This is a genomic window from Halomonas sp. KM007, assembly GCF_050709225.1.
Lineage (GTDB): Bacteria > Pseudomonadota > Gammaproteobacteria > Pseudomonadales > Halomonadaceae > Vreelandella > Vreelandella hamiltonii.
This window is the reverse complement of the sequence record NZ_CP136131.1, coordinates 1,232,048-1,250,799: the sequence shown is the minus strand read 5'-3', so window position 1 is coordinate 1,250,799 and position 18,752 is coordinate 1,232,048. Positions and strand designations below refer to the sequence as shown.

Annotated in this window: 20 protein-coding genes; 6 read left to right on the top strand and 14 right to left on the bottom strand. The window is 61.0% G+C overall.

Features of this window, described 5'->3' with window-relative positions; translation table 11 throughout:
* The first annotated feature begins 10 nt into the window (after positions 1–10).
* Both RVM27_RS05790 and RVM27_RS05785 read left to right on the top strand, forming a co-directional pair.
* Positions 11–526, top strand: coding sequence for a retropepsin-like aspartic protease family protein (locus tag RVM27_RS05790; protein ID WP_096921480.1), 516 nt, complete (start codon positions 11–13; stop codon positions 524–526).
* 71 nt (positions 527–597) lie between these two features.
* Positions 598–777 carry a PLDc N-terminal domain-containing protein gene (locus RVM27_RS05785; RefSeq protein ID WP_039181690.1) on the top strand — a complete coding sequence of 60 codons (180 nt, stop codon included), beginning with the start codon at positions 598–600 and terminating at the stop codon, positions 775–777.
* 95 nt (positions 778–872) lie between these two features.
* Here the strand turns inward: RVM27_RS05785 and RVM27_RS05780 are convergent, their stop codons facing one another.
* The gene (locus RVM27_RS05780; RefSeq protein ID WP_016916118.1) at positions 873–1,004 is read right to left on the bottom strand and encodes a hypothetical protein; all 132 of its coding nucleotides are present in this window, start codon (positions 1,002–1,004) and stop codon (positions 873–875) included.
* Between the two features lie 227 nt (positions 1,005–1,231).
* Here RVM27_RS05780 and RVM27_RS05775 point away from each other — a divergent pair, with 227 nt between their 5' ends.
* Together RVM27_RS05775 and RVM27_RS05770 are read left to right on the top strand one after the other, a co-directional pair.
* Positions 1,232–1,990: a winged helix-turn-helix domain-containing protein gene (locus RVM27_RS05775; RefSeq protein ID WP_016916119.1), complete on the top strand. Its 759-nt coding sequence runs from the start codon at positions 1,232–1,234 to the stop codon at positions 1,988–1,990.
* A gap of 17 nt (positions 1,991–2,007) precedes the next feature.
* Positions 2,008–3,630, top strand: a complete 1,623-nt coding sequence (locus tag RVM27_RS05770) for an ATP-binding protein (protein ID WP_287805549.1) — start codon at positions 2,008–2,010, stop codon at positions 3,628–3,630.
* Here the strand turns inward: RVM27_RS05770 and RVM27_RS05765 are convergent.
* Positions 3,602–4,531 carry a LysR family transcriptional regulator gene (locus RVM27_RS05765; protein WP_287805550.1) on the bottom strand — a complete coding sequence of 310 codons (930 nt, stop codon included), beginning with the start codon at positions 4,529–4,531 and terminating at the stop codon, positions 3,602–3,604. The genes RVM27_RS05770 and RVM27_RS05765 overlap by 29 nt on opposite strands.
* Positions 4,532–4,630: 99 nt before the next feature.
* Between RVM27_RS05765 and metE the strand changes: the two genes are divergently transcribed.
* Positions 4,631–6,928 (top strand): 5-methyltetrahydropteroyltriglutamate--homocysteine S-methyltransferase, encoded by a 2,298-nt coding sequence (metE, locus tag RVM27_RS05760; RefSeq protein WP_287805553.1) that lies wholly within the window; start codon positions 4,631–4,633, stop codon positions 6,926–6,928.
* A 49-nt stretch (positions 6,929–6,977) separates the two neighbouring features.
* Here metE and ppk1 read toward each other — a convergent pair whose 3' ends face one another.
* The gene (ppk1, locus tag RVM27_RS05755) at positions 6,978–9,188 is read right to left on the bottom strand and encodes a polyphosphate kinase (protein WP_498957562.1); all 2,211 of its coding nucleotides are present in this window, start codon (positions 9,186–9,188) and stop codon (positions 6,978–6,980) included.
* A 115-nt stretch (positions 9,189–9,303) separates the two neighbouring features.
* Positions 9,304–10,311 (bottom strand): porphobilinogen synthase, encoded by a 1,008-nt coding sequence (gene hemB, locus RVM27_RS05750; RefSeq protein WP_016916124.1) that lies wholly within the window; start codon positions 10,309–10,311, stop codon positions 9,304–9,306.
* Positions 10,312–10,496: 185 nt separating this feature from the next.
* Here hemB and elbB point away from each other — a divergent pair, with 185 nt between their 5' ends.
* Positions 10,497–11,156 carry an isoprenoid biosynthesis glyoxalase ElbB gene (gene elbB, locus RVM27_RS05745; protein ID WP_498957561.1) on the top strand — a complete coding sequence of 220 codons (660 nt, stop codon included), beginning with the start codon at positions 10,497–10,499 and terminating at the stop codon, positions 11,154–11,156.
* 84 nt (positions 11,157–11,240) lie between these two features.
* On the opposite strand, the gene tatC is transcribed toward elbB, so the two are convergent.
* From tatC to hslV, 10 genes are all read right to left on the bottom strand, one after another.
* A complete protein-coding gene (tatC, locus tag RVM27_RS05740) occupies positions 11,241–12,032 on the bottom strand; it encodes a twin-arginine translocase subunit TatC (protein WP_144979492.1) in 792 nt (263 codons plus the stop codon).
* Positions 12,029–12,445 carry a Sec-independent protein translocase protein TatB gene (gene tatB / locus RVM27_RS05735; RefSeq protein WP_039181667.1) on the bottom strand — a complete coding sequence of 139 codons (417 nt, stop codon included), beginning with the start codon at positions 12,443–12,445 and terminating at the stop codon, positions 12,029–12,031. Before tatB ends, tatC begins: the two co-directional genes overlap by 4 nt.
* A 3-nt stretch (positions 12,446–12,448) precedes the next feature.
* A complete protein-coding gene (gene tatA, locus RVM27_RS05730; protein WP_039181664.1) occupies positions 12,449–12,730 on the bottom strand; it encodes a Sec-independent protein translocase subunit TatA in 282 nt (93 codons plus the stop codon).
* A 24-nt stretch (positions 12,731–12,754) separates the two neighbouring features.
* Positions 12,755–13,108, bottom strand: a complete 354-nt coding sequence (locus RVM27_RS05725; protein ID WP_287805562.1) for a phosphoribosyl-ATP diphosphatase — start codon at positions 13,106–13,108, stop codon at positions 12,755–12,757.
* 54 nt (positions 13,109–13,162) lie between these two features.
* Positions 13,163–14,785, bottom strand: a complete 1,623-nt coding sequence (gene ubiB / locus RVM27_RS05720) for a ubiquinone biosynthesis regulatory protein kinase UbiB (protein WP_096921474.1) — start codon at positions 14,783–14,785, stop codon at positions 13,163–13,165.
* Complete coding sequence (locus RVM27_RS05715) at positions 14,782–15,444, bottom strand: ubiquinone biosynthesis accessory factor UbiJ (RefSeq protein ID WP_498940158.1); 663 nt, start codon at positions 15,442–15,444, stop codon at positions 14,782–14,784. The genes ubiB and RVM27_RS05715 overlap by 4 nt, the downstream gene beginning before the upstream one ends.
* Positions 15,445–15,481: 37 nt before the next feature.
* Positions 15,482–16,237, bottom strand: a complete 756-nt coding sequence (gene ubiE / locus RVM27_RS05710) for a class I SAM-dependent methyltransferase (protein ID WP_498957560.1) — start codon at positions 16,235–16,237, stop codon at positions 15,482–15,484.
* Between the two features lie 121 nt (positions 16,238–16,358).
* Positions 16,359–16,787, bottom strand: a complete 429-nt coding sequence (locus RVM27_RS05705) for a gamma-butyrobetaine hydroxylase family protein (protein WP_498957753.1) — start codon at positions 16,785–16,787, stop codon at positions 16,359–16,361.
* Positions 16,788–16,873: 86 nt separating this feature from the next.
* Positions 16,874–18,196 carry an ATP-dependent protease ATPase subunit HslU gene (gene hslU, locus RVM27_RS05700; protein ID WP_039181655.1) on the bottom strand — a complete coding sequence of 441 codons (1,323 nt, stop codon included), beginning with the start codon at positions 18,194–18,196 and terminating at the stop codon, positions 16,874–16,876.
* Positions 18,197–18,205: 9 nt separating this feature from the next.
* Positions 18,206–18,739, bottom strand: coding sequence for an ATP-dependent protease subunit HslV (gene hslV / locus RVM27_RS05695; protein ID WP_039181652.1), 534 nt, complete (start codon positions 18,737–18,739; stop codon positions 18,206–18,208).
* Between the last annotated feature and the right edge of the window lie 13 nt (positions 18,740–18,752).

Genomic DNA, 18,752 nt, shown 5'->3' with positions numbered 1-18,752 from the left:
GAGGTAAAGCATGACGACAGCCAAGTCACAGCGAGGCGGTATCGTCATGATGCTGCTGTTCTGGGTGCTGCTGATCGCCGTGGGCACCTGGTGGATACAGGGGGGGCTCGAGCAGATGCTGTACCCCAATGCCCAGATCATGAATACGTCGCCGGAGAATGGCCCTGTCACGCTCAAGCGCAACCGTGCCGGACATTTCGAAGCGCCTGGTGAGATCAACGGCGAAAGCGTCACGTTCTTGCTGGATACCGGCGCGACCTATGTGGCCGTGCCTGGGGAGCTGGCATCGCAGTTGGGCCTGGAGCCGGGGCGGCGCGCCTGGTTCAATACCGCCAATGGCCGGGTGGAAGGCAGCCTGACCCAGTTGGATGAAGTGGTGCTGGGCGGCATTCGCATGAGTAACGTGCAGGGCTCCATCAGCCCAGGCATGGAGCGAGATACCGTCCTGTTGGGCATGAGTTTTCTGAATCATCTGGCCATCGAGATTCGTGGTGGGGAAATGATTCTGCGTGTGCCAGAACCTTGAACCAAACTTGTGCGCTTGCCTAACATGTGCTTAGCTAAATGCTCACGGATGCAACCCACCAAGGAGAGATCATGGGTATTGAAGTCGGCGGTTTGTTAGGTTTGATTTGGCTCGTCATTGTCGTGTGGGCCATCGTCAAGGTCGCCAAGAGTTCGGCAGGCGGTCTTGCCAAGTTGCTATGGATTATCGTGCTGCTGATGTTCCCGCTGGTGGGCCTGATAGCCTGGTTCCTGCTGGGGCCCAAAGGGTAGCGTGCTCGACGGCTAGTACGACTGAAGGCAAGTATTGAAAAAGGCAGGCCCAATGGGCCTGCCTTTTTGCGATCAATGCGATGGACGCGCTCGAGTCAGCTGTTACTATCGCTGGGTGGGGCCTTGTAATGCCCCGGGATTTTCAACTTCTCACCGTTGGGCAGATCGCGCACTTGGGTGGGTACATAAACACGCTTGATCACACTTTTTGCCTTGCCATTTTCCATGGCGATATCCTCCTGCCACATTGTCGACAGTTGCGCCTTCACATTAGCGCTTGATGGTGGAAGAATCAAGCCACCCACGGAAACGTCAGGGAGATGGGTACTGAACGTTGATCAAAGGGCAGGCGTTACCTCGGTTTTAGGGTATCCTGAAAGCGGTCACAACCTGCGGTTGCAGAGGGGGTGTGCGGGTGACAACACAAACTGCCTAAGCGGAGTGAAGGAAAAGGATGGTGGATCACTTGGAACAGCAATTTCAAGCACTTGGGTCGCAGGAGGCGGTAACGCCCGACTACCCCGACCAGGATCATGTGCTGATTATTGAAGATGATCAGCGCTTGGCGGAGCTCACCCGTGACTACCTGGAAGCCAACGGCTTTCAAGTGACGATCGAGGCGGATGGTGCCAAGGGGGTAGATCGTATCCTGACGCTGCAGCCGGATCTGGTGATTCTGGATCTCATGCTGCCCGGTGAGGATGGCTTGGCCATCTGCCGCCGCGTGCGGCCCAATTTCGCCGGGCCGATCATGATGCTCACCGCGCGCACCGACGACCTGGATCAGGTGCTGGGGCTGGAAATGGGCGCCGATGACTACGTACCGAAGCCGGTACAGCCGAGGGTGCTGCTGGCCCGTATGCGTGCCCTGTTGCGACGTGCCGACGGCCCTGCTCCCGATGGTGAAATGCGCCTGAAGTTCGAGAACCTGGAAATCGACAATGCCACCCGCGAGGCCTGGCTGGCAGGTGATCGGATCGATCTGACCAGCGCCGAATTCGACCTCTTGTGGCTGTTGGCACGTAATGCTGGGCGGGTACTGACGCGTGAAGAGATTTTCAGCGACCTGCGCGGCATCAAGTACGATGGTCAGGATCGCTCGATCGACGTGCGGGTCTCCCGTATCCGACCCAAGATTGGCGATGACCCCAATCAGCCTCACCGGATCAAGACGGTGCGTAGCAAGGGCTATCTGTTCGTCAAGGACAGCTAACCAGGAGAGGTCGCCCAATGCGGCGAGTGCTGAGTCACGGCTCGTTCTTACGTTTTTATCTGCTGCTCGGGCTGGCGCTGTGCGTGGTGTTCCTGATTGCACTGGGGGGACGCTCGTTCATCGAGCAAGTGCGTCGGGAAGATTACCGAGAACAGCTGGCTGCGTTGCCCATGTCGATGATGACTCAGCGCCTGGCCAGCGTGGCAGAGGACGAGCGGGAAGCGCTATTGGGTGAGCTTGCCGAACGGCTTGGCATGCAGTTGGCGCTGCGTCGCATGGCGGATACGCCGCTGGGCTACTTCGAGCGCACACGTATCGAGCGAGGCAACGTGCTGGTGGAGGAGCCCCCCTGGCAGCTGCGCCAGCGCCTGCCAGGATCGTCACGCCAGCACGAGGCATGGGTGCTGGAGGCGAATTTTGCCGCTTGGGGCGAGCGCCAGTGGCAGGGGACCTTGGTAGCGCTGGGCGAGTGGCTGGCAGATATGCCACCCTCAGAGCGTACCCAGGCGCTGGGGCACTTGCGTTCTGGTAGCTGGCCATTGACGCTGCTGAGCGCACCACCAGAAGACCTGACCGCCGAACAGCGCTTTCAGATGACACTGGGGGGTGTCATCACTCGGCTGATGTCCGACAAGCTCGCCATCACGCTGGTCTACCAGCTCCCCGTCCCGCCGGGTGACACGCCCCAGTGGCTACAGGCAGGCCCCGTCACGCGGGGCGATACGCTGCCGCTCAACTTGCATCTCCCCTTGCTGGTCGGCCTGATGGCCGTGCTCAGCCTGATCGTTTATCTGATCATGCGCAGTATCGAATCACGCATGGCGCGACTGGAGCTGGCGGCAACCCGCATCGCCAGTGGCCGCCTGGAAACCCGTGTAAAAGTGGAAAGCGGTGATTTTCTCGGCCGTGTCGGCATGGCTTTCAACGGTATGGCCAATCAGGTACAGAGCTTGCTCCGTGGCCAGCAGGAGATGATCCGCGCGGTCTCCCATGAGCTGCGCACCCCGGTGGCGCGTATCCGCTTTGCCGTGCAGATGGTGGAAGACATGACCGACCAGCCGGCCATTCAGAGGCAGCTACAGGGCATCGATGCCGATATTACCGAGCTGGACGAACTGGTCGATGAGATTCTGACCTATGCCCGGTTGGGGGGAGACACCCTGCACGGTGGCGAGCTTGAAATGAGTCTGGTCGACTGCCGTGCCATGGCCAACCGGGTCATCGATACCCTGGCCCCGCTGCACGCAGGCCTTACGCTTGAGCTCGACCCTGGCCCAGACATCGAACTGCTGGCCGAGCCTCGCTATCTTCAACGGGCGCTACAGAATCTGGTCGGCAATGCCTGTCGTTACAGCAAAACACAGGTGATCATTCGGCTCTGGGATGAGCCCCACCTCGTGCGCATCGATGTGGAAGACGATGGGCCGGGCATACCGCTGGAAGCCCGGGCCGATATCTTCAAGCCGTTTGCCCGGCTGGACGATAGCCGCGCCCGCAGCTCGGGCGGGTATGGCCTCGGGTTGTCCATCGTGCAGAAAATCATGAGTGGTCATGGCGGCAGCGTCACCGTGGACAGCAGCCCAGCGCTGGGCGGCGCCCGCTTTACCCTGCTCATTCCTCGTCGCGATTCGCCGGCCTGATCCCGGAGAGTACCGCAAAGGAGGTCTCCTGAGCCGTGCGTAAAAAGTCCTGCATCCACGGCGCCTCCATGGTCTCTTCACGAATGGCCGCGTACAGCGTGCTCCAGATGCCCTGTTCGCCCAGCTTGACGGCACTGACGTAGTGGCGCTCCAGATACTCGGTCAAGGCCCAGTTGGGCAGCGCGCAAACCCCACGGCCGCTGGCCACCAGCTGCATCATCATGATGGTCAATTCGGCCGTACGAATCTCCTTGGGGCGCACATTAGCGGGCGTCAGGAATTGGGTGAAGACGTCCAGTCGTGACTGCTCCACTGGGTAGGTGATCAACGTCTCTTCGGCCAGCTCGGCGGGCAGAACATAGGCACTGCCCGCCAGGTGATGCTGTCGGGCTACGGCCAACAACCCCTCGTAACGAAACAATGGCTCGTAGTGCACCCCTTCCAGCGGCTGAGGGTCGGCGGTGATGACCAGGTCCAGCTGTTCGCGAGCCAGAGCAGGTAGCGGGTCGAAATGGTGGCCGCTGGGAATGTCGATTTCCACCTCCGGCCAATGGTCACGAAAATAGTCCACGGTGGGCATCAGCCACTGAAAGCAGCTGTGGCATTCGATGGCCATGTGCAGGCGTCCCTGCTCGGTGCCTGCCAAGCGCGCCAGGTCTCGCTCGGCCTTGCGTACTTCGGGCAAAATGTCATCGGCCAGCGCCAACAGGCGCAAACCGGCGCGGGTAAATTCCACGGGGCGCGTCTTGCGCACGAACAGCGCGCTATCGATACGGCCTTCCAGGTCTTTCAACTGGTGGGAAAGCGCTGACTGGGTGAGGTGCACGCGCTCGGCGGCTTCCACCAGCGACCCCGTTTCCCTCAGCGCCAGTAGCGTGCGCAAATGGCGTAGCTCAATCATGGTGAGTAATTTTCATGTTTTATATTAGAATCTTTAGTTTGATTCACTTTTGTGCGGTGAGCAAACTGAGTGACATCATTCGCATGGGAAGGATTCATCATGACAGTGTCTCATATACTCGGCTACCCCCGCATTGGTGCACGACGTGAGCTGAAGAAAATCACCGAGGCTTACTGGCGCGGTGAGGCCGACCGAGAAGCTTTGGAGAGCACCGCTCAGGCGCTACGGCTCCATCATTGGCAAATTCAGCAGGCGGCTGGGCTGGACATGGTCAGCGTCGGTGACTTCGCCTTTTACGACCAGGTGTTGAATGTTTCGGTCATGTTGGGGGCGGTACCCGAGCGCTTTGATGCTGCCGATGAAGTCAGAGACGGCAGGGTAGACCTGGATACCATGTTTCGCATGGCTCGCGGGCGAGCACCTGACGGAAAACCCGCTGCCGCTTGCGAGATGACCAAGTATTTCGATACCAACTATCACTACCTGGTGCCCGAACTTCACCAGGGCCAACGCTTCACACTGGCCTCGGAGTGGCTGTTCGATGAGGTCGATGAAGCGCTGCAGGCAGGGTTCACCCCCAAGGTCACACTGGTAGGGCCTCTGACCTGGTTGTGGCTTGGCAAGACCAAGGGCAGCCGTTTTGATCGACTCACGCTGTTGGATAGCGTGCTGGATGTCTACAGCGATATCCTGGCGCGCTTGGCGACCCAGGGCGTGGAGTGGGTGCAGCTCGATGAGCCTGCTCTGGTGCAGGACTTGCCCGTGGCCTGGCAGCAGGCGTATGAACGCGCTTATCATCGCCTTCAGGCGGCACCGTCTAAACTGTTGCTGGCGACCTATTTTGGCGCCCTGGGCGATAACCTTGCCTTGACCACTCGACTGCCGGTCGCTGGGCTGCATATTGATGCTGTGCGTGCTCCAGAGCAGGTCGAAAGTGTTATCGACCGTTTGAGTCCGCACCAGATTCTTTCGCTCGGTTTGGTCGATGGCCGCAATGTCTGGCGGGCCGATTTGGCCGCCTTGCGTGAACGCCTGCTGCCCATCAAGGTGCGTCTCGGCCGGCGGCTCTGGCTGGCGCCCAGCTGCTCGCTGCTCCATGTGCCCGTGGATTTGGCCCAGGAAGATAGCCTGGACCCGGAGCTGCGATCATGGCTGGCCTTCGCTCGTCAGAAATTGGACGAGGTGGTCAGCCTGGCGCGTCTGATCGACAACCGCGCCACGCCTGCCGATGAGCAGCGCTTGAACGAGGCCACACGTGCGCTGGACACGCGGCGTGAGTCGCGGCGTATCCACCAGCTCGAGGTAAGCACGCGCCTCGCAGGCATCACACCAGCAGATAGCCAGCGACGGTCAGCTTACCCCCAACGCGCGCTGGAACAGCGGCGTGCGCTGGCGCTCCCACTGTTTCCCACCACTACCATTGGCTCCTTCCCGCAAACCAGCGAGATTCGTGAAGCACGACGAGCATTCAGAGCCGGTGAGCTTGGACAGGCCGATTACGACGCGAGAATGGCGCAGGAAATTGCCTATGTCATCGCACGCCAGGATGCTCTGGGGCTGGATGTATTGGTACATGGCGAAGCCGAACGTAACGACATGGTGGAATACTTCGGTGAACAGCTGGACGGCTTTGCCTTTACCCGATTTGGCTGGGTACAAAGCTACGGTTCACGCTGCGTCAAACCGCCGATCATCTATGGTGATGTAGCCCGCCCCGCGCCCATGACGGTGCGTTGGAGTGAGTACGCCCAGTCGCTGACGCAAAAACCGATGAAGGGCATGTTGACCGGCCCGGTGACGATTCTTCAATGGTCCTTCGTGCGTGATGACCAGCCCCGAGCCCTCACCTGTCGCCAGATAGCCCTGGCACTGCGTGATGAAGTTCGTGACCTGGAAAGCGCGGGAATTCGGGTGATCCAGATTGACGAGCCCGCCCTGCGTGAAGGCTTGCCGCTGCGCCAGAGTGAGTGGCAGACCTACCTGGACTGGGCCGTCGAGAGCTTTCAGCTCAGTGCGGCGGGGGTTGCCGACAGTACCCAGATTCACACCCATATGTGTTACTCGGAGTTCAACGATATCATCGGTGCCATTGCGGCCCTGGACGCGGACGTGATCACCATCGAGACATCGCGCTCGGACATGCAGCTGCTGGATGCTTTTCAGGACTTTGCTTACCCTAATGAAATTGGGCCTGGGGTATACGACATTCACACGCCCAACACTCCCGAGGTGAGCTGGATGGCAACGCTCATGGAGAAGGCGTTGGAAAAGATTCCCGCTGAACGGCTATGGGTCAATCCTGACTGCGGGCTGAAAACCCGTGAGTGGGCCGATGTGGAGCCGGCCCTGGCCAATATGGTGAAAGCTGCCCGCCAGCTGCGCCAGCAACACACGTGAGAGGGAAGTGTGCCTGAGCTGCCCCGGCTACCAGGCCAGGGCGGCGGCCTCAGCTCTTTGTGGCGTAAGCGTAGAGCAGCGTTTCCTGGGCGCTGATGGCATCGCCGTGGCCAGGGTCCTGGAGCTGGTAGCTGCCATCGCTCTGCAGTAGCCAGCTCTGGCAGTTATCGACCAGGTAGGTCTCCAGGTCCTTGCGCACCCGCGTGGCGAGTTTCTTGTCCAGCAACGGGAAGCAGGTTTCCACGCGGTGGAACATGTTGCGCGACATGAAGTCGGCGCTGGAGCACCAGATTTCCGGTTTGCCGTCGTTATGGAAGTGAAAGACTCGGGTATGTTCCAGAAAGCGGCCAATGATCGAGCGTACGCGAATGTTGTCCGACACGCCCGGCACGCCGGGTTTCAGGCAGCACATGCCGCGAATGATCAGGTCGCACTCCACGCCCGCCTGAGAGGCTCGGTAAAGCGCCTTGATCAGCTTGGGCTCGGTCAGCGAGTTGCACTTGATGATGATATGGCCACGTTTGCCCTTGCGGGCGATCTGGGCTTCCCGATCGATCATTTCCACCAGCCGCTCGTGCAGCGTGAACGGCGCGTGCAGCAGCGTATCGATCTTACGCGCGCGGCCCATGCCCGAGAGCTGCTGGAAGACCTTGTGCACGTCGGCACACAGCGCCTTGTTGGCAGTCAGCAGGCTGTAGTCGGTATACAGCTTGGCGGTCCTGGCGTGGTAGTTGCCGGTGCCCAGATGTGCATAGTGACGCAGCTCACCCCGCTCACGGCGGACGATATGCAGCATCTTGGCGTGGGTCTTGTAGGCCATGATGCCGTAGATGACGATGGCCCCGGCTTCTTGCAGGCGCGAGGCAAGCTGCAGGTTGTCCGCTTCGTCGAAGCGTGCCCGTAGCTCGATGACCACGGTGACCTCCTTGCCCTGGCTGGCGGCATCCACCAGCGCGCTGACGATGGAGGAGTCGGCACCGGTACGGTAGAGCGTCTGCTTGATGGCCAGCACGTCCGGATCGCGTGCGGCTTCGCGCAGCAGGTCTTCGATGGGGGAGAAGGCCTGGAAGGGGTGGTGCAGCAGAATGTCGTTGTTGGCAATGGCGCTGAACAGGCTGCCGCCCTTCAAGCCCTTGGGCACGCTGGGGGTAAACGGGCGATAGAGCAGCTCGGGGCGGTCCACGTCGCCCAGCACGGCCATCATGCGGGTCAGGTTCACCGGGCCCTGCACACGATACAGGTCGTCGTTGTCCAGCTCGAACTGGCGTAGCAGGAAGTTGATGAGCTCATCCGGGCAGTTATCGGCGACCTCCAGGCGTACGCCGCTGCCATAGCGCCGTGCTAGCAGCTCGCCGCGTAACGCCGATGCCAGGTCTGAGACCTCTTCCGGGTCGACGGTCATGTCCGCATTGCGGGTCAGGCGGAACTGATAGCAGCCGCGCACGCGCATGCCGGGGAACAGCTCTTCGGCATGGGCATGTATGAGCGAAGACAAAAAGACATACTCGGTGTAGCCCTCTGCACACAGCTCTCTGGGCAAGGCCATCAGCCGTGGCAGCGAGCGTGGGGCGGGCAGAATCGCCATGCCGCCAGCACGGCCAAAGGCGTCTTTACCATCGAGCTCGACGATGAAGTTGAGGCTTTTATTGACCAGCCGAGGGAACGGATGCGAGGGGTCCAGGCCGATGGGGCTGATGACCGGCATGATCTCGTTATCGAAAAATTCCCGCACCCAGGCCTTCTGCGCCTCGGTCCATTGATCGCGGCGGCGAAAACGTAGCCCCTGGGCTTCCAGGGCAGGCAGTAGGGTGTCATTGAGGATCGCGTATTGGCGGGCGATTTGCTGGTGGGCAATGGTGGAAATCTCCCCCAGCACGGCCTTGGGTAAACGACCATCGGCGGCGGTGGTGTCATCGCCCAGCGCCATTTGGTGCTTGAGCCCCGCGACCCTGATTTCGAAAAACTCGTCCATGTTGGACGAGAAGATCAGCAGGAACATGAGACGGTTCAGCAGCGGGTGCGCATCGTCCAGCGCCTGCTCCAGCACGCGAATATTGAACTGCAGGTGCGAAAGCTCTCGATTGAAGTAGAGCTGTGGGTCATCCAGGTTGGCTTCCGGGAGTACTTCACGGGCCTGTACTCCTGTCGGTGTACGGTTGACCCGTAAAGGCAGTACCTCGGTACTGTCGCTAACGAAAGTCTCGTTACCGGGCACTGCACTGCTGACATCGGAGTTGGAATCGGCTGAGTTGTCTTCCATGCTGGCCCCCTGCGGTAATGGCGCTTGCCCATGCTGCTTGTTATAACGCGAATTGCGTCAAGTATGCAGGGGGAAGATGACAAACAGGTGTCACCGATTTGTCATCTTGATGGCGTCAGCGCTGCAAAAGACGCGCCGCTTCCAACGCGAAGTAGGTCAATATGCCGTCGGCACCTGCCCGTTTGAAACACATCAGCGATTCGAGAATCACCGGCTCTGCGGCCAGCCAGCCGTTGTCGAAAGCCGCGCGGTGCATGGCGTACTCACCGCTCACCTGATAGGCGAAGGTCGGCACCTGCAGCTCGCTTTTGACACGCCGCACCACGTCAAGGTAAGGCATGCCTGGCTTGACCATCACCATGTCGGCGCCTTCGGCGATGTCCAGCGCCACTTCGTGCAGTGCTTCGTCGCTGTTGGCGGGGTCCATCTGATAGGTGCGTTTGTCGGCCTTGCCCAGGTTGGCGGCGGAGCCGACGGCATCCCGGAAGGGGCCGTAGTAGTTCGACGCGTACTTGGCGCTGTACGCCATGATGCGCACGTTGTGCAGCTGCTCCTGCTCCAGTACCTGGCGAATCGCACCAATCCGGCCATCCATCATGTCGGAGGGGGCCACGACGTCGGCGCCGGCTTCCGCATGAGAAAGAGCCTGCTTGAGCAGCGTGTCCACCGTACGGTCGTTTTGCACGTAGCCCTGGGCATCGAGAATGCCGTCCTGACCGTGGCTGGTGTACGGGTCCAGCGCCACATCGGTGATGATGCCAAGCTCTGGCACGGCTTCCTTGAGGGCACGCACGGTGCGCTGTACCAGGCCACTGGCATTGTAGGCTTCTTCGGCCAGCTCGCTTTTTTGCTCGGCGCCGATCACCGGAAACAGTGCCAGGGCCGGTATGCCCAGGGCATGGGCCTCCTTGGCTTGCTCGATCAGCAGGTCGATGGACAAACGCTCCACGCCGGGCATGGAGGCCACCGCTTCACGCTGATTTTCGCCTTCCAGCACGAACACCGGCAGAATCAGGTCGTTGGGCGTCAGGGTCGACTCCTGCATCAAGCGGCGTGAGAAGTCGTCCCGGCGCATGCGGCGCATTCGGGTGGCGGGGAAGTGGCGCGGGCTTGAGGTGTTCAACGGCTCTCTCCAGACAGTCTCGAAAAGGGTGCCCCACGAGCATTGGCCAACAGCGCGGTCAACTCTCTGGGCGTGGGTTGAGTATATCAGTCATGCCATGCAGCGAAAGCCGCCTTGTGGCCGCAGGGCAGACTGACTAAAGTGAGTCACTCAGCCATTCGCATGGCTTCGACAAGGAGAGAGGTATGACCAAGCAGGTAGCGGTGGTATTAGCCGGCTGTGGCGTGTTCGACGGTTCGGAAATCTACGAAACGACCCTGACACTGCTGCGTCTGGATCAGTTGGGCATAGGGTATCGCTGCTTTGCACCCGATGTAGAGCAGCACCATGTCATCAACCACCTGGATCAGACGCCGGTGGAGGGTGAGCGACGCAATGTGCTGCAGGAGTCGGCTCGTCTGGCGCGTGGCGAGATCAGTCCGATCACCGAGCTGGTGTCCAATGACTTCGATGCGGTGATCGTGCCTGGCGGCTTTGGCGTTGCCAAGAACCTGTCCGACTTTGCTGTGCAAGGCGACGAGATGCAGGTGCTGGAAAGCGTCAAGGAGGCGCTGGCAGGGTTCAAGGAAGACGCCAAACCGATTGGCTTGATGTGCATTGCCCCGGTCATGGTGCCACGGCTGCTGGGGGATGGCATTGCCGTGACGGTAGGGCATGACCCCGGTGTGGCGGGTGCGATCAGCGCCATGGGGGGGCTGCACCGTAGCTGCGGCGTAGAAGAGATCGTCGTGGATCTCGAACATCGCGTGGTCACCACGCCTGCCTATATGCTGGCAACGCGCATCAGTGAAGCCGCCACGGGCATCTTCAAGCTGGTGGACCGTGTCGATGAAATGATGGGCTAGGCTTGCAGGCCCACCCGTAGGGAAAAAGCCTCTGTCATCGTGGGATGACAGAGGCTTTTTAATGGCCGTCAGCATTCACTACGGCTAGTCGGTCTGCTCTTCCTCGGCCTGCGCTTGCTTGGCGTTTCTGGGCTTGCGCACCAGACGGCCGAACAGCAACCCCACTTCGTACAACAAGTACATGGGAATCGCCAGCAGGCTTTGAGAAATCACATCGGGCGGCGTCAGCAGCATACCGACGACAAAGCACCCCAGGATGATATACGGGCGCTTTTTCGACAGGCTTTCCACGGTCGTCGCGCCGGAGAGAATCAGCAGGAACGTGGCGATGGGTATTTCAAAGGCCACGCCAAACGCAAAGAACAGCTTGAGCACGAAATTCAGGTACTGGTTGATGTCGGTCATCACCGCGACATTTTCCGGCCCCGTTTGGGTAAAAAACTCGAACAGCAGCGGAAACACCACGTAATAGGCAAACGCTGCCCCGGCATAAAACAGCGCCACGCTGGAAACGAGAATCGGAATGGCCAGCGCTTTCTCGTTGTCGTAAAGCCCCGGCGCCACGAAGGCCCAGGCCTGGTGCAGCACGAAAGGAATGGCAATGAAGACCGCCACCACCAGCGTCAGCTTGAAGGGTGCCAGGAAGGGCGAGGCGACCTCGGTGGCAATCATCTGGGAGCCTTCGGGCAGCAGTGCCATCAGCGGCTCGGCCACGAAGGTGTAGATATCGTTGGCAAAGGCATAGAGCCCCAGGAAAATCACCAGGATCACCACGACCGCCTTCATCAAGCGCGAACGCAGCTCGATCAGATGCTCGATGAGAGGCGCCTGGCCCTGGTCGTTTTGCGGTGGCTGGGAGTTGCCAGACATGCTCATGAGTGGGGTCTATCCTTTTGATCGGCCGTATCGGTGTCGCTCGGCAGGTCTTCACGCACGGTCTGCAAAGCGTCATCCAGGCGTGCGCTGGCCCTGGCCACCCGCTGTTCGGTGTCTGCCTGAGCGGAAGGCTGGGCAGACGAGGCTGAAGGGGCATCAGCAATGCTCTCGACATCCTGCTTGGCTTTTTTCAGGCTGTCATCGAGCTTTTTCTGCTGCTCATTCAGCTTTTGCCGCAGCTCTTCGGCTTCCAGTTGGGCACTGATTTCACGCTGCATACCGGATACCGTGCGCTTGATCTTGCCGATCCATAGACCCGCCGTGCGCGCCGCCTTGGGCAGGCGTTCCGGGCCCAGCACCAGCAGTGCCACGACGCCGATGAGCATGAGTTCAAGAAAGCCGATATCCAGCATGGGTTATTTGCGCTCTTCGTTGCGGTCGCCAGAGTGAACGTCTGCCGCTGGCTTCTGCTCAGCTTGAACGTCATAGGTGTTGCCGTTCTCTTCGTGGGCGACCTTGGCCTGAGGCTGGTCAGAGGGCTTGTCGCCGTCCTTCTCTTCCTCGTGCATGGCTTTCTTGAAGCCCTTGACCGCGCCGCCCAGGTCGGTGCCCACGTTACGCAGTTTCTTGGTGCCGAAAATCAGGATGATGATGCCCAGAACAATCAGCAGCTGCCAAATACTGATACCACCTAACATATGCGTTTCCTCATGGATGCAGGGTTAACGTTGTGATCGGGACGCTTTTTCGTCGTGACCAGAGATTCCAAACCGTCGCGCAAGCTCGTCCAGTACGGGCTGATGGTCCAGATCCAGATGCGACAGCATGACCAGGCTATGAAACCACAGGTCGGCCGTTTCGGCGATCAACGCTTGACGGGCCTGCTCATCGCCGTGCTCGGCATCCTTGGCGGCCAGCAGCGTTTCGGTGGCCTCTTCGCTCACTTTCTCGAGTATCTTGTTCAAACCCTTATGATGCAAGGAGGCAACATAAGATTCTTCTGGTTGCGCATGGCGACGCTGTTTCAAAACGTCGGCCAGGGCGTCCAGTACGGGGGCTTGGTTGGCATCTGTCATGGTGTTCTCGTTATTCATCGCAATAGAGTGTCATCCGGCACGCACTGGAAAGGCTCACTGCCAGATCAGCAGCAGCAACCCGACCCCGGCAGCTGCCAGAATCGGCCAATCCTGGGTGGCGGCCCAACTGCTCAGCGGCTGCCAGGCAAGCGCGATGGCCACGAGTGCCAAACCGATGCGCAGCCGATGCTGGCGTTTGCCCTGTTGTTTCAACTGGTGGCGCATCTGGCTGAGCGCGGTGACCTGCTGATGCCGCTGGCGGTGTTCATGTTCCATGCGGCTGAGCGCCTGATGTGCCAGCACCGGCAGCTCTGGCAGCTGATGCGAAAGCTCCGGCGCCTGGCGCTTGAGCGATGCCCAGAGCCCGCCGATACCCGCGCGCTCTCTCATCCACTTCTCCAGGTAGGGCTTGGCGGTGCTCCACAGGTCCAGCTCCGGGTAGAGCTGACGCCCCAGCCCTTCGATGTTGAGCAGGGTTTTCTGCAGTAGCACCAGCTGCGGCTGAACTTCCATGTTGAAGCGTCGCGCCGTTTGAAACAGCCCCAGCAGCACCTGCCCAAAGGAAATATCCTTCAGAGGCTTTTCCAGAATCGGTTCGCACACGGTACGAATGGCCGCGGCAAATTCGTTGGCACGGGTGTTCTCGCCCACCCACCCCGACTCGATGTGCAGGGAAGCCACCTCGTAATAGTCCTGATGGAAAAAGGCCAGCAGGTTGCGCGCCAGGTAATCCTGGTCTTCCCGGGTGAGGCTGCCCACGATGCCGCAGTCGATGGCGATGTACTGGGGGTCGTCCGGGTCGTCACAGTTGACGAAGATATTGCCGGGATGCATGTCCGCGTGGAAGAAGTTGTCCCGGAATACCTGGGTGAAGAACAGCTCCACGCCGCGCTCGGCGAGCTTTTTCAGATTGGTGCCGCGGGCCCGCAAGGTCTCCAGGTCGGCCACCGGTACGCCGCGAATGCGCTCCTGTACCATCACGTGTCGCCGCGTGTAGGGCCAGTAGATGGTGGGCACGAAGAGGAGCGGCGAGTCCTTGAAATTACGCTTGAGCTGAGAGGTGTTGGCCGCCTCCTTGTAGAGGTCCAGCTCGTCGAACAGGGTGGCTTCATAGTCGCGAATGACTTCTACCGGGCGCAGGCGTCTGGCTTCGGGCACTTTGGCCAGCAGCTTCGCTACCTGGTACATCAGCCCCATGTCCTGACGCATGATTCGGTCGATGCCGGGGCGAATGATCTTGACCACTACCTCTTCGCCACCGTGCAGGGTGGCGGCATGCACCTGGGCAATGGAGGCCGAGGCGAGGGGCACGCGGTCGAAGGCCGCAAAGGCCTCCACCAGGGTCATGCCCAGCTCTTTCTCTACCCGGGCGGCTGCCAGCTCGCCAGCAAAGGGCGGCACCTGATCCTGCAGGCGTTTCAGCTCGTCGGCAATGTCTTCCGGCAGCAGGTCGCGGCGGGTCGAGAGCATTTGGCCGAATTTGATGAAGATCGGGCCCAGTGCCTCCAGCGCCAGTCGCAGGCGCTCGCCGCGACTTCGGCTGCCCACCGGCACCAGTTGGAGGGGCGAAAAGCGAGTCAGTAGCCGCAGCCAGAGCGGCATGCGCTCGGCAGGTACGAGGGTATCCAGGCGATGCCGAGTCACTACCCAGACGATCTTGAACAGCCGCAGGCTCATTCGCTCGGCTCCTCGGGCGCATTGACCTTGGCCAACTGCGTGAGACGCCGATTCAGGCGCTGCAGTCTGGCATCCAGGCGGTCGGTGGCGATTTCCAGCTCGGTGAGGTGGTCGCGCAGCACGTCGCGCTGCTGGCGGCCCGGCAGCAGGCGTGCCTCTTCGAAGACATACTCCGACACATCCTGCAGTAGCTCGTCCTTGGCGCGTAGCCCCCAGCGTGCCGCGCGGCGCAGCCCTTCGGCCAGCGAATGGGCAGGCATGTCGCCCAGCCAGTGTGCCAGCTCGCCTTCCCAGTCGACCTCCAGGTCCAGCAGCAGCTCTCGGGTAGCTTCCAGTAAGTGGACATGCCCCCGAATGGCCAGCTTGCCCTCGAACATCAGCCGCTCCACGGAGGCGCCGCTGAGCCACTCCGAGAGGGTTTCCGGGGTCAGTTCGACCACCGCATCCACGTCGCTTTCATCGACGTCGTCGCCGTGCTGCAGGTCCAGTCCGGCATTGTGATAGCAAAGCAGCAGCGCCAGCTGTGGCTTTTCCAGACGCACCAGCAGACGGCTGCCCGCCAGTGCGGCCAGCCGCCCAGGGGCAGCCGGGTCACGGGCAAGCAGTGCGTTCAGAGTTCGTTCACAACCGGCCAGCAGCAGGGTCGGGGTGACTAGCATGCGGGCCTCGTCGTCCGGTGGGTCAGCGTGCGAGGCGTCATAGCTTGATGCCGCGGTGCAGGGCGACGATGCCGCCGGTCAGGTTGGTGTACTCCACTCGATCGAGCCCGGCGGTTTCCATCATGCCCTTCAGGGTCTCCTGGTCGGGGTGCATGCGGATCGATTCGGCCAGGTAGCGGTAGCTTTCGCCGTCGCCGGCGACCAGTTCGCCCATTTTGGGCAACAGCCGGAACGAGTACTCATCGTAGGCTTTGGAGAGCAGCGGGTTGTTAGGCTTGGAAAACTCCAGCACCAGCAGGCGGCCGCCGGGCTTGAGTACCCGTGCCATGGAGCGCAGCGCGGCGTCCTTGTCGGTCACGTTGCGCAGGCCAAAGGCGATGGTGATGCAGTCGAAACTGTTGTCCGGGAAGGGCAGACACTCGGCATTGGCCTGGACGTACTCGACGTTGCCACCGACGCCGTTGTCCATCAGCTTGTCGCGGCCTACCTTGAGCATGGAGGCGTTGATGTCGGCCAGAACGACCTTGCCGCGGGGGCCGACCAGACGCGAGAACTTGAGGGTCAGGTCCCCCGTGCCGCCAGCGATGTCCAGCACATGATGGCCGGGGCGAACGCCAGCACGCTCGATGGTGAGGCGCTTCCACACACGGTGGATGCCCAGGGACATCAGGTCGTTCATGACGTCGTAGCGGGCGGCGACCGAGTGGAAAACATCGGCGACGCGTGAGGCTTTTTCGTCGACCGGGACTTCCTGGTAGCCAAAATGGGTGGTGCGTTTTTCCGTGGGGCTCATGGGGCTTCAGCTCCCGAGTTCGAGGCGGTAGTAGTCGACCATAAGGTCATCGCAATCATTGATGGCCAACATTGTAGCCTTCTCGAGCCTGCTTTGTCTGCGCCTCAACTGGGGCGTGGCGTCACAGCTGCTTGAATTGAATGCCCGCAGGCTCGCGAGAGGCGCCTGCTGCTTCCAGCCGCTTGAGGTAGTTGTTCCAGTAGGCGTGTTGATGCGTCGCGAGGTCGTGCAGGTAGTTCCAGCTGTAGAGGCCGCTGTCGTGGCCATCGTCGAAGTGCAGCTTGAGGGCGTAGTTACCCGCTTGGGTGATGTTCTGCAGGCCGACGTCCTTCTTGCCCACTTGCAGTACCGCCGTGTCGCCACCGTGGCCACGCACTTCGGCAGAGGGAGAGTAGACGCGCAGCAGCTCCACGGGCAGCCGGTAGGTGTCCCCCGAGGCGTAGCCGAGTTCCAACTCGCGGGCCTGCTTGTGGTAGTGCACTCGGGTGGGGATCGGGGCATCGGGAGTAGAGGGGGTGTGGGTAGAGGTGTGGGTGTTGGAGGCGTTCATGGTCGGGGCACTCATGGTTGGCGTTACGTCGCTCAGGCACGAGCGACACCTGGCCGGGGTGGCCAGGTGTCGGGGTGCGGCAGAGGTTACAGAATATAGCGGGAGAGATCTTCGTCTACCGCCAGTTCTCCCAACTGCGCGTTAACGTAATCTGCATCGATCACCAGCGGGCTATCCATATCGCCGCCCTTGAACGAGGCCTCTTCCAGCAGCCGCTCCATGACCGTGTGCAGGCGGCGCGCGCCGATGTTCTCGGTGCCTTCGTTGACCTGCCAGGAGATCTCCGCGATGCGTTCGATGCCGTCGGGAGTGAACTCCACGTCCAGCCCTTCGGTGCCCAGCAGTGCCTGATACTGCTTGGTCAGCGAGGCGGAAGGCTCGGTGAGGATGCGCTTGAAGTCTCCGGGAGTGAGTGCGTCCAGCTCCACGCGAATGGGCAAACGACCCTGTAGCTCGGGGATCAGGTCGGAAGGCCGCGCCAGGTGGAAAGCACCGGAGGCGATGAACAGGATATGGTCGGTCTTCACCATGCCATATTTGGTCGACACCGTGGAGCCTTCGATCAGCGGCAGCAGGTCGCGCTGAACGCCCTCGCGTGACACTTCTCCACCGCTGGACTGGCCGCTGCCCTTGGCCACCTTGTCGATCTCGTCCAGGAAGACGATACCGTGCTGTTCGACCGCCTCGACGGCGCGTGCCTTGATCTCCTCTTCGTTGACCAGCTTGCCCGCTTCCTCGTCACGCAGCAGCACCAGGGCTTCCTTGACGGTGACGCGACGCTTTTCACGTTTGTGCTGGCCCATGTTGGAGAACAGGCTCTGCAGCTGGCTGGTCATCTCCTCCATGCCCGGCGGCGTCATGATGTCGATGCCCTGGCTCTGGGCGGTGATTTCGATGTCGATTTCCTTGTCGTCCAGCTGGCCTTCGCGCAGTTTCTTGCGGAACAGCTGGCGCGTGCTGCTATCGTCCCGGGGCTGCTCTTCCTGGCCGCGGGGCGGCGGCAGCAGCGCATCGAGAACGCGGTCTTCGGCGGCATCTTCTGCGCGGTGGCCGACTTCTTCCTTGGCGTGCTCGCGCACCATCTTGATGGCGGCTTCCATCAGGTCGCGGATGATCGACTCCACGTCGCGACCCACGTAGCCCACTTCCGTGAACTTGGTGGCTTCGACCTTGATGAAGGGCGCACGGGCCAGTTTGGCCAGGCGGCGAGCGATTTCGGTTTTACCCACGCCGGTGGGGCCGATCATCAGAATGTTCTTGGGGGTGACTTCCGGGCGCAGGTCATCGTCGAGCTGCATGCGCCGCCAGCGGTTGCGCAGCGCAATGGCGACGGCGCGTTTGGCATCCTGCTGGCCGATGATGTACTGGTCCAGCGCATGGACGATTTCACGGGGTGTCATCTGAGTCATAAAGGGGCCTCAACGGTCGTCGATGTTCAGCTCTTCGAGCGTGACGTGGTGGTTAGTGAATACGCAGATGTCACCCGCGATTTGCAGGGATTTTTCGGTGATTTCACGGGCGGAGAGATCGGTGTTCTCGAGCAGCGCGCGAGCGCTGGCCTGGGCGAAGTTGCCCCCCGAGCCGATGGCGATGATGCCGCGTTCGGGTTCGACCACGTCACCGTTGCCGGTGATGATCAGCGAGGCGCTGTGGTCGGCCACGGCCAGCAGTGCTTCCAGACGGCGCAGGGCGCGGTCGGTGCGCCAATCCTTGGCAAGCTCCACGGCCGCCTTGGTGAGATGGCCCTGATACTTCTCCAGCTGAGCTTCGAAACGTTCGAACAGGGTAAAGGCATCCGCAGTGCCGCCGGCAAAACCGGCCAGTACCTTGCCGCGATACAGGCGGCGAACCTTGCTGGCGTTGCCTTTCATCACGGTGTTGCCCAGCGACACTTGGCCGTCGCCAGCGAGGGCGACCTGGTTACCGCGGCGAACGGAGACAATGGTGGTCATGGAGATAACTCCT

What these genes read in the sequence shown, in the direction of transcription:
- tatA (WP_039181664.1), bottom strand. Translation starts at nt 12,730, where the DNA reads ATGTTAGGTGGTATCAGTATTTGGCAGCTGCTGATTGTTCTGGGCATC.
- RVM27_RS05780 (WP_016916118.1), bottom strand. Translation starts at nt 1,004, where the DNA reads ATGGAAAATGGCAAGGCAAAAAGTGTGATCAAGCGTGTTTATGTACCC.
- RVM27_RS05775 (WP_016916119.1), top strand. Translation starts at nt 1,232, where the DNA reads ATGGTGGATCACTTGGAACAGCAATTTCAAGCACTTGGGTCGCAGGAG.
- ubiB (WP_096921474.1), bottom strand. Translation starts at nt 14,785, where the DNA reads ATGAGCCTGCGGCTGTTCAAGATCGTCTGGGTAGTGACTCGGCATCGC.
- RVM27_RS05770 (WP_287805549.1), top strand. Translation starts at nt 2,008, where the DNA reads ATGCGGCGAGTGCTGAGTCACGGCTCGTTCTTACGTTTTTATCTGCTG.
- RVM27_RS05785 (WP_039181690.1), top strand. Translation starts at nt 598, where the DNA reads ATGGGTATTGAAGTCGGCGGTTTGTTAGGTTTGATTTGGCTCGTCATT.
- tatC (WP_144979492.1), bottom strand. Translation starts at nt 12,032, where the DNA reads ATGAGCATGTCTGGCAACTCCCAGCCACCGCAAAACGACCAGGGCCAG.
- tatB (WP_039181667.1), bottom strand. Translation starts at nt 12,445, where the DNA reads ATGCTGGATATCGGCTTTCTTGAACTCATGCTCATCGGCGTCGTGGCA.
- RVM27_RS05765 (WP_287805550.1), bottom strand. Translation starts at nt 4,531, where the DNA reads ATGATTGAGCTACGCCATTTGCGCACGCTACTGGCGCTGAGGGAAACG.
- ubiE (WP_498957560.1), bottom strand. Translation starts at nt 16,237, where the DNA reads ATGAGCCCCACGGAAAAACGCACCACCCATTTTGGCTACCAGGAAGTC.
- elbB (WP_498957561.1), top strand. Translation starts at nt 10,497, where the DNA reads ATGACCAAGCAGGTAGCGGTGGTATTAGCCGGCTGTGGCGTGTTCGAC.
- hslU (WP_039181655.1), bottom strand. Translation starts at nt 18,196, where the DNA reads ATGACTCAGATGACACCCCGTGAAATCGTCCATGCGCTGGACCAGTAC.
- RVM27_RS05715 (WP_498940158.1), bottom strand. Translation starts at nt 15,444, where the DNA reads ATGCTAGTCACCCCGACCCTGCTGCTGGCCGGTTGTGAACGAACTCTG.
- RVM27_RS05725 (WP_287805562.1), bottom strand. Translation starts at nt 13,108, where the DNA reads ATGACAGATGCCAACCAAGCCCCCGTACTGGACGCCCTGGCCGACGTT.
- hslV (WP_039181652.1), bottom strand. Translation starts at nt 18,739, where the DNA reads ATGACCACCATTGTCTCCGTTCGCCGCGGTAACCAGGTCGCCCTCGCT.
- RVM27_RS05705 (WP_498957753.1), bottom strand. Translation starts at nt 16,787, where the DNA reads ATGAACGCCTCCAACACCCACACCTCTACCCACACCCCCTCTACTCCC.
- RVM27_RS05790 (WP_096921480.1), top strand. Translation starts at nt 11, where the DNA reads ATGACGACAGCCAAGTCACAGCGAGGCGGTATCGTCATGATGCTGCTG.
- ppk1 (WP_498957562.1), bottom strand. Translation starts at nt 9,188, where the DNA reads ATGGAAGACAACTCAGCCGATTCCAACTCCGATGTCAGCAGTGCAGTG.
- metE (WP_287805553.1), top strand. Translation starts at nt 4,631, where the DNA reads ATGACAGTGTCTCATATACTCGGCTACCCCCGCATTGGTGCACGACGT.